This is a genomic window from Ruegeria sp. AP7 (genome assembly GCF_056539905.1).
Window position 1 is genome coordinate 938,171 of sequence record NZ_JBQFVT010000001.1, and the last position, 12,987, is coordinate 951,157.

Genomic DNA, 12,987 nt, shown 5'->3' on the forward strand with positions numbered 1-12,987 from the left:
TCCTTCGATTTGAAGCCGTTATTTCGGATCGAACAATTCGATCTGAAATTTATTAGCGCCCAACTGGCAGAGGTGCGCTTTGAGTTCGGACTGGGCATTTCCTTGCGTCTAAGTCCACCAAAGGTGATTGACGTTTAATCGATGCGATTAGCGCGTCTATGCAATGCAAGTTCATCGATGCGAGCCTCGATCAGATTCAGCGTTTTAAGATACTCGATGCTCTCTACATCTTTGTAGTTATTCTTGAAATCTTCTTCGGACATGATCTGGGGGATATCTTCGAATCCTATGATGACATCATTTTCCGACCGGATCCCATGTATGAGTTCAGCCCAATCAGGGGCTGGTGTAGACATAAATTTGTTCGACATCCGAATTCCAGAATTATTCGCCGCCAAGTCGGTGAAGTCGAAACCTCCAGACTTAACGGTGTCGTAGAGCTCCTTGAATTCTCCTACTGATACGGCAAAGCCACGGTTGCTTGCGGCTTGCAACGCGGCGGCAGTTGTGAAGTGTCGGCGACTGTCAATGCGTCCATTCAGAGTCAATTCACCACAATCAGCTTTCCAGTTATTGTCCTCAGCAAATTCACTTCCAACCATACCACCAACAATCAAGGTAAAATCTTTCGCGCCACAAAGCAGTGTAAGGGCAATAATCGCGGACGTGTAAGCGTTCGCCACACCCTCGGATTGGCTTCCTTCTTGAGCGGCCTCTAGCATAAACAGCAAGTAGGGCAGGTAACTTCCGCTTGTCGGCAGTTCGCCGAGATCCATTGCTGAACGAAACTTCAAATAATAGCGGTCAATGTCTCCTGAGTCGGTCATGTCGGAACCACGCAAGCTCCCAAAAATCCCTCGCATTAATCCGTTACTACCCATTTCGTTCATCGTCAGACGGAAGGCCACGTCGCCATCATGAATATGCATGCTATCCGCGACGTTCAGAACGATATCACCGAACTGCTCTCCCACAATTACATTACCGCCTATTCGCAGGACGCTAATTGCGAGACTTGGAGGGACTGTGACGGGCCCTAGTTGAACGCCAGAAAGCGCAAAGGGGCCTTCAAATTCGGGTACAGATGCGCGCAGGTTCATCCATTTGTTAGTGTATGGAACTGGGACTGAGGCAATTCCATAAACGCTCTTCCCATCAACACTGAGTTCGCCGCGAAATCCTGGAATGAAGCGCCCTCCTAGCTTTAAGACACTATTGAGCTGATCCTCGCTCGTAGTGAATGAAGCCGTTTCTGATAACTTTGGCTGAATAGCGGACCTCAGGCCTCGTACGAATTCACGCGCTTCTGTCACATCTTTAGGAGAAGGTGGTGCTCCAGTTTCAACTAGTGGAGCGTCCTCGACGACGACCAGGACAAACACAACCAAAGCCATCAACACTGCGGCAAATGAAATTATCAATATCTTTAGAAGTTTGCGCAACATGCATAATCCACTCGGCCAACAACACTTTTAAGTATGCAAGCCCTCAAAAGAGAAATCATCTGAAATCGATGAACGTCAACCTGCGAAACGAATTTGGATAATGCAGCCCAAGCGTCGGAAAATGCCAATGCTCAATTGGTCATGAGATTGTCAAACCTGAGACAACAATACCAACATCAATAACCTTCTTCGGATTGCCGCATTATTGACGACTCCCGGCGTCGTATTTCGCAACAGACTTTCGCATTCCTGCATGTGAGCCCCACCCTTTCCGTTCCACTCTGAACCGGAAGGAGGCACCATATGACCAGAACTGCCACTGCCACACGTACCGGAGGGCGCTCTGCCCGTCGCGCCATCCGCACCGCTCCAAATTTCGAGATGCTACCCGGGCTGACCCATGGCTTACCGCTCTGCGAAGTGATGGACGGAACTCAGGTTGAACGCATCGATGCGGCATCGATGGAAATTCTGGAAAACGTGGGTGTCCAGTTCCGCGACCTCATCGCGCTGGAAGACTGGAAAAAGGCCGGTGCCAAAGTTGTAGGTGAACTGGTCTATCTGGATCGCGGTCTGGTGCGCGAGTTGATCGCGACCATCCCGTCAGACTTCACCTACCACGCGCGCGATCCGAAAAAGAACGTTCGACTTGGTGGCAAACACTCGATTTTTGTACCGATGACCGGCGCGCCGTTCCTGCGCGATCTGGACGATGTGCGCCGCAACCCGACGCTGGACGATCTGGCGATGTTCCACAAGCTCAGCCACATGTTACCCGCGCTTCATTCGTCGGCCCATCATATAGTCGAACCCTATGACCACCCGATCAGCCAGCGACATCTGCGGATCACCTATTCGTCTATGAAACACTCGGACAAGACCTTCATGGGCATGACCACCAGTCCCAAGAATGCCGAAGATGTCATGGAGATGTGCGCGATCCTGTTTGGCGAGGAGTTCCTTGAGGATCACCCTGTCACCACCGGCAACTGCAACGGCAACTCCCCGCTGGTCTGGGATGAAACCATGTTAGGGGCAATGCGGGCCTTCTGTAGCCGTAAGCAGCCTGTGCTGTGCTCGCCCTTCGTACTAGGCGGGGCCAACACGCCTGCCAGTGTACCCGCCACCGTGGCGCAGTTGAACGCCGAAGCACTCAGCGCGTTGGCCTATACGCAGGTGATCCGCAAAGGCGCGCCTGCGATTTACGGGCACTACCTGTCGACTGTATCGATGAAATCTGGTGCACCGATGGCCGGTACGCCCGAGATCAGCCTGATGAACTTCATGATCGGACAGATGGCCCGGTACTATGACGTACCATGGCGCACCTCGAACACGCTGGGCGGGGCAAAAACCTTTGACGCGCAGGCAGGCTATGAATCTGCAACCACTCTGCAGGCGGTGATCCATTCCGGCGCCAACTACATTTGGCATTCGGCCGGTTGGAACGAGGCCGGGATGCACTGCTCGACCGCGAAGTTCATCGTAGACGCGGAACAATGCGCCATGGCCTATCGCATGGCCGAGGGTCCAAAATGGCACGATTTCGATCAGGCGGTTTCCGCCGTTGGTGATATCGGCCCCGGCGGGCACTATCTGGGGCACCCCCACACGCAGGACAATTTCCAAAGCGCGTTCTTCATGCCCGACATGTTCGACAATAATTCGATCGAGCAGTGGCAGGCCGAGGGTTGCGTCGAGATCACCGAACGCGCCCTCAAACAAGCCCGCAAGCTGTTGGCTGAATACCAAGAACCGACGCTCGATATCGCAAAGAACGAAGAGCTGCTGGACTACATCGCACGGCGTGAACGAGAAATTCCAGCAGCCGATGAGTTGAATCAAACATACTGAGATAAACTCCCCTGAAACTCACCCGCCCGAATTATTGGGCGGGTCTTTTCCATTCAGAGACATCGGGAAACACAAAACGTGAGAATTGCTGAAATCCACATCTACGGCCATGATCTACCGGTGAAAAATGGCCCATACACCATGGCCCGCGCCCAAGTCTGGGCGCTGGATACTACGCTGGTCAAACTGGTTGCTGACAACGGTCTAGTCGGATGGGGCGAGACCTGTCCGGTCGGTCCTACCTATGCCGAAGCACATGCGGCAGGCGCACGGGCCGCGCTAGCACAGATGGCACCAGATCTGCTGGGCGCTGAGGTCTCGCCGCTTGGCTTGCATCGCCAAATGGACGGCCTTTTGAACGGTCATAACTACGCCAAAGCGGCAATTGATATCGCGGCGCACGATCTGTTGGGCAAACACTATGGTGTAAGTGTATCGACCCTGCTGGGAGGTGCTGTAACCGACAAAGTGCCCTCGTATTACGCAACAGGCGTCGGCGCACCGGATGACATCGCCCGGTTGTCTGCGGATAAGCAGTCCGAAGGCTATCCTCGCCTGCAGATCAAGGTCGGCGGTCGCCCGGTAGAGCTGGATATCGAAACCATCCGCAAAGTTTGGGAGGTGATCGGTGGCTCTGGCATGCGCCTTGCCGTGGATGGCAACCGTGGCTGGACCACCCGAGATGCGCTGCGTGTCAGCCGCGAATGTCCCGACATTCCCTTCATCATGGAGCAGCCCTGCAACACAATCGAAGATCTGCAGAAAATCCGGCCACAGGTAACTCACGCGATCTACATGGATGAAAACAGCACCAGTCTGAACACCGTCATTACGGCGGCGGGCACCGGGCTGGTCGATGGGTTCGGCATGAAGGTCACCCGTATAGGTGGCCTGCACCCTATGCGTGCCTTCCGCGACCTGTGTGAGGCCCGCAACCTGCCCCATACCTGTGACGATAGCTGGGGCGGCGACATAATCGCGGCGGCCTGCACCCATATCGGTGCTACGGTGAAGACCGAATTGCTCGAAGGTGCATGGCTCGCTGCACCCTATATCGAAGGCAACTATGATCCCGAAAACGGCATCCGGATTGAGGGCGGCCATATTCGCGTTCCGACCGCACCGGGGCTTGGCGTATCACCTGACGAAAGCCGATTTGGCGCGCCAGTCGCATCGTTCTGATTGGGGGCAAACATGGATTTCAATGGAAAAACAGCCCTGGTGACCGGTGCCGCCGGGGGTATCGGAACCTCTCTCGTGCAGCGCCTGCGCGCAGCAGGTGCGCAAGTGGCAGTTGCAGACCGCTCGGTCGACGGGATCGAAGCCGAGGCGCATCTGCCCGGCGATCTGTTGGACACGGCCTATGCCGACGGACTACCCGCCAAAGCCGTACAGGCCCTGGGCAGTCTTGATATCGTGGTCAACAATGCAGGCGTCATTACGCGTGGGGCTGTGACCGAGACTTCGGATGAGGATTGGGCCCTCTCGTTGGGCGTGAATGTAGAGGCGCCGTTCCGCATCTGCCGGGCCGCCATTCCAATCATGGCCGCGGCAGGTGGCGGAGCAATCGTGAACACCGCGTCCTGCTGGGGTCTCCGACCCGGCCCGGATCATGCGGTCTACTGCATGACCAAAGCGGCCATCGCCAGTCTCACACAATGCATGGGGCAGGATCACGCGCATCAAGGCATCCGCATAAACGCCGTTTGCCCCAACGAGGTGAACACACCGATGCTGCGCTCGGGCTTTGCCAAACGGGGGTTCGATCCCGATAGTGCTGTTGCCGAGCTGGGAAAATCAGTGCCGTTGGGCCGGATCGCAGAACCCGAGGATATTGCGGATGTGATCCTGTTTCTGGCCACGGACGCCGCGCGGTATATGTGCGGTGCGTTGGTTGAAGTGAACGGAGGCAAGCCGGTGCAATGAACAGATTTGTCGGAAAAACTGCGCTGGTTACTGGCGGACGCAGCGGCATCGGGCGCGCCATCGCCCAGCGTTTGCGCGACGAAGGGGCCGATGTCTACACCGCTCAACGTGGGCAAGACAACGACTTCCCCTCCTTCCATGCGGATTATTCAGACCCCGATAGCCCCGCACAGATCATCGAGCAGGTCATTGCTCAAGCGGGTCGGCTGGATGTGCTGGTCAACAACGCGGGCATGATGCAGGAAGCATCGGTCGACGACCTGTCTCTGGCTGATTGGCAACGCAACATCATGGTCAACCTGACCGCCCCTTTCTTGCTGATCCAGGCCGCTCTGCCGCATCTGCGCAAAACTAAGGGAAGCATCGTCAACATCGGCTCGGTCGAAGGGTTGGGCAGCAATCCCGGTCATGCTGCCTATTGCGCCTCAAAAGCCGGGCTGCACGGGCTGACCCGCGCGGTTGCCGTCGACCATGGCGCAGAGGGCATCCGCTGTAATGCGGTGGCACCGGGCTGGATAGACACCGATCTCAACCTCGATTTCATCGACAGCATGGACGACCCCGCCGCGTTCCGCCGGGATATCGCGCGCATTCACCCGGTCGGCCGGACAGGTGATCCCCAAGAAGTGGCCGCACTGGCAGCCTTCTTGGCCGCAGATGAGGCCGGTTTTGTCACCGGCCAAGTCTATACAGTCGATGGTGGGCGGATGGCGAAACTCAGCCTGCCATAATTGGTCCCAGAGCTATTCAGCCCCGGATCGCCACTCTTTCCAGCGCATATACGCATTGGCACCGATGGAGGCGAAGGGCTCGGGCGGCAACCGTGGTGGCATCGGCTGCGCCAGAAAATGATCGGCAATCTCGGATTCTTTCTGCAGCACAAGCTCTGCCGCACCCATTCCCTGCAAAGTGCCGCGCGCAATGCCCAGACCGTTCTGACAACACGCGGCAAAAACCCCCTGATCGACTTCGCCAAAGGCCGCCGAGCCATTGCGGCTGAGGCACAGCATCCCGGCCCAGCGATGTTCCATCCCCACATCGGACAAATTCGGAAACCGCTCCTGAAACTTACGGTCATGCACTTTGCCTGCCCGCTTCAAATGGCTCTCGTTACTGTGAATTTCAGGATGAAAGCTGGAACAGGTCCGGATCAGAATACGATCCCCATAGCTGCCCGAAACCCGCCGGACCGAAGTGCCCATCGGATCCGCAGGCGTCACCGACCAGCGCGGCTTCCCGCCCAACTTGGCAATCTGCGCCTCGCTCAACGGTTCGGTCATCGAAGCATAGAGGCAGATATGCATCAGACGCCGCTGGTGGAAACCAAAGCTCTCGATGTGTCCATTATTGGCCAGAATAATGCGGCCGGTCGACACATGCGCCTTTTCGGTTTCGACTTCCCAGCCACTGCCCTTTTTACTGAAACCAGTCACGGGTGAATTCTCAAACACCCCAATCTGTCCTGTAAGGTACGCGGACAGGGCACGGATGTAAGCAGCGGGCTGAATCATCACGGTTCCCGGCGCAAACAGACCCGAAGTGTAATGCGGACTGCCCGTCAGCGCCTGCATCTGATGCGCATCATACAGCTCGCAAGGCTCACCCAAGCGCGCCAGATGCGCGGCGTAATCGGCGTTGTGCCGATCTCCGGCCACCGTCGCAGCAGCATTGATCTTGCCACAGGGGTCGAACGACTCAAGCGACAGATCACACTCTTCTGCCACCTCCGTTGCAAAGGATATGGCCTGACGGTTCAGCGCGATCGTGGCTCGGTCCGCCTCCAACCCATCGCTTGCATAGTTGTCCGAAGCCAGATCATGCGGAAGATCGATCATGAAACCCGAGTTTCGCCCGGCCGAACCTTCGGCAAAGCGCCCGGCCTCCAGCACGAAAACCTTCAGACCCGGATCAAGCTGATGCAGTCGCCGGGCCGCCGTCAGCCCGGCAAAACCACCGCCGATGATGGTCACATCTGCGGTCTGGTCTTGCTCAAGCCGGGGCAGCGATTGCTGCGGCGGCAGGATCGCATTCCATCCCGCCGCGCCGGTCTGCCGGGGCAACCGTTTGGCTGTGTAGGCCGTCAATCCATCGCCTCATCTTCATCGTCAGCAAGATCGATCCAGATAGTCTTCAACTGAGTGTATTGATCATGCGCATGGACCGAATTGTCCCGACCACCAAACCCCGATTGCTTGTAACCACCAAAGGGTGTGCTGATATCCCCTTCACCAAAGCTGTTGACCGTGACGGTTCCCGCACGGATTGCCCTGGCGCCCCGGATGGCGCGTTTGGCGTTGGCCGTGAAGATCGACGCACACAGGCCATACTCAGTGTCATTAGCAATGCTAATCGCCTCGTCAAAGCCAGAGACTTCGATCACCGACAAGACCGGGCCAAAGATTTCCTCGCGCGCCAGCGTGGCATCGTTTCCGGGCACTTCGATCACCGTGGCCTCGACGAACCCATTCTCCGCCTTGCCACCAATCAGCACGGTTTCGGCCTGATCCAGATAGCCGCACACCTTGGAATAATGCCCTTCACTGACAAGCGCGCCCAACCGAGTTTCAGGGTCCAGCGGGTCGCCGACATTCCAGTGCTTGGCATGATGCGCGATCCGTTCCAGCAGTTCTGCCTTCACGTCCTTATGCACGATCAACCGCGACGAGGCCGAGCAATTCTCGCCCATGTTCCAGAACGCGCCATTAACGACATGCGCCGCCACCCGATCCAGATTTTCCGCATCGTCCATCACGATAGCCGGGTTCTTGCCGCCCATCTCAAGCACCACTTCCTTGGCGTTGCTTTCGGCGGAATAGCTCAGGAACTTCTTGCCCGTCACGGTCGAGCCGGTGAAGGACACCATGTCGATACCCATATGTCGCCCGATGGGTTCACCCACCTCGCCGCCGCCGCCGGGCACCACATTCAGCACACCGCGCGGCAACCCGGCTTCAGACGCCAGCTCCGCCACCTTTAGCGAGGTCAGAGAAGTCTCGGTCGCAGGCTTCACCACAACGGAACAGCCCGCCGCCAATGCTGGCCCGATCTTCCATGCCAGCATCAACAAGGGGAAGTTCCACGGCAATACCAGCCCGACCACACCGATGGGTTCGCGCACCACCATGGCAATGTGGTCGTCGCTGGCCGGTGAAACCTGATCATAAATCTTGTCGATCGCCTCGGCATGCCACTTCAGACAGTGGATCGTCTCGGGCACATCCACGGTTTCGCAGTCATAGATGGTCTTGCCGCTATCGATGCTCTCCATCACCGCCAGTTCCCGCGCGTTGCGGGTGATCAGCTTGCACAGGCGGATCAGAACGTCCTTGCGATCCGATGGGTGCATCTTTGACCAACGCCCGTCCTCAAACGCTTCACGCGCCTTTTCAACGGCAAAATCCACATCCTCGACACCGCAGGCTGCAATACTGGTCAGCACCGCGCCAGTGGCGGGGTTCACGGTCTCGAACACCTGTCCCGAGATTGCCGGGCGATAGCCGCCATCAATGAACGCGCCCGTCGGCAAATCCAGATGCGCAGCGATGGATTCGTATTCATCTTTCGTCAGCAAGCTCATGCCTCAATCCTCCGCCACGATATCTGCGATTTTGCGTTTCAGAACGCGCGTCACCTGTTCCAGCGCGCGTTTGTCATCTTTGTTCAGGCCTTTAAGGGGCGACCTGACCATCCCCGCATCGATCCCGTTCATGGTGACGCCATGCTTGATCGTCTGGATGAACTTGCCGCCCTGCTCCAGCACCCGCATCAGCGGCATCAGCGCGCTCATGATGCGGCGGCCTTTGGCAAAGTTGCCCTCGATCACGCAGGCCTGATACAGCGCCACGTGCTCGGCGGGCAGAAAGTTCGATCCGCCGCAGACCCAGAACGGCGCTCCCCAGGCGAAAAACTCCAGCGCCTGATCATCCATGCCGCAGCCCAGCTGAATATGCGGATAATCCCGCGCCAGCAGGTGTACCCGGTTGATATCGCCCGAGCTTTCCTTGATGCCGCAGAAATTCCGGCTGCGGCCCACACGATCCAGGAACTCTTCCCCCATCATCGTGCCGGTCCGGTGCGGATAATTGTAAAGCATCACCGGCAGATCAGCCGCCTTGTCGATCGCCAGAGCGTTCAGCGCATTCTCACGGTCTGTCGGCACCGAATACGGAGGGCTGGCCAACAGGATCGCATCCGCGCCCAGTTCGCGCGCGCCTGAAGCCAATGCAATGGAATCGCCAGTCAGCATCGCTCCGGTTCCCACAACCAGAGGCACTCGCCCTTTCAAACGTTCGTGGGTAAAGCGCGCAAGTTGCAGCCGTTCATCGACGGTCTGGGCATAATTCTCACCGGTCGATCCACCCGAGATCAAACCGTGTACGCCCTGTTCGACCAGATAGTCGATCACCACGGCCAGCGCGTCCCAATTCACGCTGCCATCCGCCGCGTAGGGTGTCACCACCGGCGTATAGATACCCTCAAATCTGAAGATCGGAGTCATGTGTCCCTCATGCAGATGTCTTGCCGGGGACTTGCCCCAGCGGAAAATCCAAACCCTCAGGCATCACGAACAGCTCGATCTGATCGCGTGACAGGGTCCAATGGTCGTCGGCAAGCTGCGCAGCAGCCGCCTCATCGCCCGCCTCGATGGCAGCGATGATGGCGTCGTGCTGATGACTGGCTTGCGACAGGTTTTCGGTCATCTGCGCGGTCTGCGGGCGATAAAATGTCATCCCGATCCGCGCATGGTCGATCAGCAGCCGATTGAACGATGGGGATAAATAGACATTCCCCGCCATCTCTCCGGTCGCCTCGTGAAACCGGGTATTGGCCAGCGTCCGCTCCTCAGCCGAGCCTTTACACAAGGCCTGCCGAAACGTCTGTTGCGCCTCTTTCAACTGATCAATCTGATCAGGCGTCGCATTGGCCGCGGCCAGACGCAGCACCGCGCCATAGATCATCGGCGCAACCAGAAAGAAATCGCGCAACGTGGTATGAGACATCTCAGACACCCGCGCCCCGCGATGGGTGCGCAGGTCCAGATAGCCCTCACCGGCCAACTGCCGGAACACCTCGCGCAACGGCGTGCGCGACAGGCCAAAGGCCTGCGACAGCTGCGCCTCGTCCAGATCCTCTCCGGGGCTCAGGCGCAAGGTCAGAACCGACATCTTGAGATGTTCGGCCAACGCCTCTTTCGGTGATCTGTCCTCGCCCTTCATCCCAAGCCTTCTATTGCCGTTTTCGAATCGCGTATGCGCATAGTGGTATCTCAAGAAAATACATGTTGTATACAGTTAGTTTTCGTGCAGCATGCCGGTACATTCAGAAACGCCCTGATTCCGGTCCACCCCATGCACAAACCGCAAAAATTCACTTTCATACTGGTCGAGGAATTCTCGCACCTCGCCTTCTCATGCGCGGTCGAACCGTTGCGCATTGCCAATTGGGTGGCGGGTGAAGAGCTCTACCAATGGTCCTTTCGGTCAGAGCACGGAGAGCAGGCGGTTTGCTCCAACGGATCAATAACTCTGGTACATGGCGGGCTGCAGTCCGTGCCCAAATGCGACCAGTTGTTTGTTTTGTCGGGCATTCACATGCGAAATCATGTCACGAAGCCACTGCTGGCCACATTGCGCCGTGAACGCGCGCGTGGGACCAATATCGGCGCGCTGTGTTCTGGTGCTTGGTTGCTGGCCGAAGCCGGGTTTCTGGACGGTATGCAGGCTGCAATTCATTGGGAATACCACGATTCTTTTATGGAGGCTTTTCCCGAAATCAACCTGGTTCGCAGCGTTTTTGTCGCTGACGAAAAACACATGACCGCATCGGGCGGCACGGCCACTGCCGATCTGATGCTGCACCTGATCGAACGGGATCACGGCCACGACATGTCCGTCGCCGTTGCCGATCAGATGGTCTATAACGCCGTGCGTAACGCCACCGCTGATCAGCGCGTATCACTGCAATCACGCAACGGGATGCGCAATGCGCATTTGGCCAAGGCGATCAACATCATGACCGAAAACATCCAAAGCCCGCTATCGCCATCAGTCATTGCCGCCGATATCGGCATTTCGACCCGGCAACTCGAACGCTTGTTCGGAAAATTCCTGAACACTTCGCCCAAGAAATATTTCATGGAATTGCGCCTAGAACGGGCGCGTAACCTGCTTTTGCAGACCGAGTCCTCAGTGACCGAGGTCGCCTTTGCCTGCGGGTTCGAAAGCGCCGGTCACTTCTCGCGCGTCTATCGTGCGACCTTTGGGATCACGCCCATGCAACAGCGTAGCAGGCTGGATTGATCAACACTGTGACTGGACAGCACCCCCTGCTTGCGATTATCTGAACGAGTGTTCAGATCAAGAAGAGGCCCTTCATGCAACTCTCAACCACAGCTGCAGTCATCACCGGAGGTGCGTCCGGCCTGGGTGAAGCCACAGCCCGTCATTTTGCCGAGAGCGGCGCACAGGTCACCATCCTTGATCGTGATGCCGAGCGCGGCCCTCAGGTCGCGGCTGAGATTGGTGGGTATTTTGCACAGACCGATGTGACGGACGAGGCCTCGGTCGCTGCGGCCATTGCGCAGGCGAAGGACAAGATGGGTCGCATCACCGCGGCGGTGAACTGCGCCGGTATCGCGATCGGAGCCAAAACCGTCGGCAAAGACGGCCCCCACCCCCTGGACGCCTTCCAGCGAACCATCGACATCAATCTGGTCGGCACTTTCAACGTCTCACGCCTTGCCGCCGCCGAAATGGCAAAGAACGATCCCGAACCGGACGGCTCGCGCGGGGTAATCATCAACACCGCCTCTATCGCCGCCTTTGACGGGCAAAAGGGTCAGGCCGCTTATGCGGCCTCGAAAGGCGGAGTGGTCGGCATGACCCTGCCCATGGCCCGCGATCTGGCATCCACTGGCATCCGCGTGATGGCCATCGCACCGGGTATTTTCATGACGCCCATGCTGGCTGGCCTGCCCGAGGAGGTGCAGCAGCAACTTGCAGCGGACGTCCCCAACCCTGCCCGCCTTGGCGATCCCCTTGAATACGGGCGGTTGGCCGGGTTTATCGTCGAGATGGGCTACCTTAACGGAGAGGTTATCCGCATCGACGGTGCCCTCCGGATGAGGTAAATCAATGCCATGACCGAGCGGCAGAAAATGGAGGCAGGCGACTGGTATCGCTGCCTTGATCCGGAACTCGATGCGTTGCGTGCCACCGCGCGCCGTGCTGTCCATGCCCATAACACTTGCCCGCCAGATGAAAGGGGCTATTCGGCTCCGGAACTTGCGGCGCTATTTGCCCATATCGGTCAGGATTGCTTTGTCGAGGCACCATTCCATTGCGCCTACGGAATAAACCTGTCTCTGGGTAATCGGGTTTATCTGAACGCAGGCTGTGTCGTTCTCGACACCGCGCCCGTTCACATCGGCAATGATACGATGCTTGGTCCCACGGTACAGATCTACTGCGCCGAACACGCTAAAGACCCCGCCTTGCGCGCACAGGGTCTGGAAATCGCTCACCCTGTGACAATTGGCGAGAATGTCTGGATCGGCGGTGGTGCGATCATCATGCCCGGCGTCACAATCGGAGACCGCGCCATAATCGGCGCCGGCAGTATCGTCACGAAAGACGTCCCACCAAGGGCAACCGTTGTCGGCAACCCAGCCCGCGCAATCTGACCTCACGCATGGCCGCAAGCCATATGCCGAATACCTTGCACTTCTTCTTTTTCGTAGGCCCGGACCACAGAAAAACAATGT

General features: G+C 57.6%; 12 protein-coding genes. 7 read left to right on the forward strand and 5 right to left on the reverse strand.

Translation table 11 applies throughout. The features are described 5' to 3' along the window. Nucleotides 1-134: 134 nt before the first annotated feature. Nucleotides 135-1,445 carry a YfiM family lipoprotein gene (locus ACR0KN_RS04605; RefSeq protein ID WP_480651668.1) on the reverse strand — a complete coding sequence of 437 codons (1,311 nt, stop codon included), beginning with the start codon at nucleotides 1,443-1,445 and terminating at the stop codon, nucleotides 135-137. A gap of 303 nt (nucleotides 1,446-1,748) precedes the next feature. Here ACR0KN_RS04605 and ACR0KN_RS04610 point away from each other — a divergent pair, with 303 nt between their 5' ends. The 4 genes from ACR0KN_RS04610 to ACR0KN_RS04625 all read left to right on the forward strand — a co-directional run bounded on the left by ACR0KN_RS04610 (nucleotide 1,749) and on the right by ACR0KN_RS04625 (nucleotide 5,956). After that, on the forward strand, nucleotides 1,749-3,299 hold the full coding sequence (locus tag ACR0KN_RS04610) for a trimethylamine methyltransferase family protein (protein WP_480651670.1): 1,551 nt from the start codon (nucleotides 1,749-1,751) through the stop codon (nucleotides 3,297-3,299). 78 nt (nucleotides 3,300-3,377) lie between these two features. After that, nucleotides 3,378-4,481 (forward strand): mandelate racemase/muconate lactonizing enzyme family protein, encoded by a 1,104-nt coding sequence (locus ACR0KN_RS04615; protein ID WP_480651672.1) that lies wholly within the window; start codon nucleotides 3,378-3,380, stop codon nucleotides 4,479-4,481. 12 nt (nucleotides 4,482-4,493) lie between these two features. Further along, entirely contained in the window at nucleotides 4,494-5,225 is a 732-nt protein-coding gene (locus tag ACR0KN_RS04620) for an SDR family NAD(P)-dependent oxidoreductase (RefSeq protein ID WP_480651674.1), read from the forward strand. Further along, entirely contained in the window at nucleotides 5,222-5,956 is a 735-nt protein-coding gene (locus ACR0KN_RS04625; protein ID WP_480651676.1) for an SDR family NAD(P)-dependent oxidoreductase, read from the forward strand. The genes ACR0KN_RS04620 and ACR0KN_RS04625 overlap by 4 nt, the downstream gene beginning before the upstream one ends. A gap of 12 nt (nucleotides 5,957-5,968) precedes the next feature. Here ACR0KN_RS04625 and ACR0KN_RS04630 read toward each other — a convergent pair whose 3' ends face one another. Genes ACR0KN_RS04630 through ACR0KN_RS04645 form a run of 4 tightly spaced genes read right to left on the reverse strand, consistent with a single transcriptional unit; the run spans nucleotide 5,969 to nucleotide 10,441 of the window. After that, nucleotides 5,969-7,309: an NAD(P)/FAD-dependent oxidoreductase gene (locus ACR0KN_RS04630; protein WP_480651678.1), complete on the reverse strand. Its 1,341-nt coding sequence runs from the start codon at nucleotides 7,307-7,309 to the stop codon at nucleotides 5,969-5,971. Next, nucleotides 7,306-8,802: an aldehyde dehydrogenase gene (locus ACR0KN_RS04635; RefSeq protein ID WP_480651680.1), complete on the reverse strand. Its 1,497-nt coding sequence runs from the start codon at nucleotides 8,800-8,802 to the stop codon at nucleotides 7,306-7,308. The genes ACR0KN_RS04630 and ACR0KN_RS04635 overlap by 4 nt, the downstream gene beginning before the upstream one ends. A 3-nt stretch (nucleotides 8,803-8,805) precedes the next feature. Continuing rightward, nucleotides 8,806-9,723: a dihydrodipicolinate synthase family protein gene (locus ACR0KN_RS04640; protein WP_480651682.1), complete on the reverse strand. Its 918-nt coding sequence runs from the start codon at nucleotides 9,721-9,723 to the stop codon at nucleotides 8,806-8,808. Nucleotides 9,724-9,730: 7 nt separating this feature from the next. Then, on the reverse strand, nucleotides 9,731-10,441 hold the full coding sequence (locus tag ACR0KN_RS04645) for a GntR family transcriptional regulator (protein ID WP_480651684.1): 711 nt from the start codon (nucleotides 10,439-10,441) through the stop codon (nucleotides 9,731-9,733). 132 nt (nucleotides 10,442-10,573) lie between these two features. Between ACR0KN_RS04645 and ACR0KN_RS04650 the strand changes: the two genes are divergently transcribed. The 3 genes from ACR0KN_RS04650 (at nucleotide 10,574) to ACR0KN_RS04660 (ending at nucleotide 12,906) form a co-directional block, all read left to right on the forward strand. After that, nucleotides 10,574-11,524 (forward strand): GlxA family transcriptional regulator, encoded by a 951-nt coding sequence (locus ACR0KN_RS04650; protein ID WP_480651686.1) that lies wholly within the window; start codon nucleotides 10,574-10,576, stop codon nucleotides 11,522-11,524. 74 nt (nucleotides 11,525-11,598) lie between these two features. Continuing rightward, on the forward strand, nucleotides 11,599-12,354 hold the full coding sequence (locus ACR0KN_RS04655; RefSeq protein ID WP_480651688.1) for an SDR family NAD(P)-dependent oxidoreductase: 756 nt from the start codon (nucleotides 11,599-11,601) through the stop codon (nucleotides 12,352-12,354). Between the two features lie 9 nt (nucleotides 12,355-12,363). Beyond that, nucleotides 12,364-12,906, forward strand: a complete 543-nt coding sequence (locus ACR0KN_RS04660; protein ID WP_480651690.1) for a sugar O-acetyltransferase — start codon at nucleotides 12,364-12,366, stop codon at nucleotides 12,904-12,906. Nucleotides 12,907-12,987: the final 81 nt, after the last annotated feature.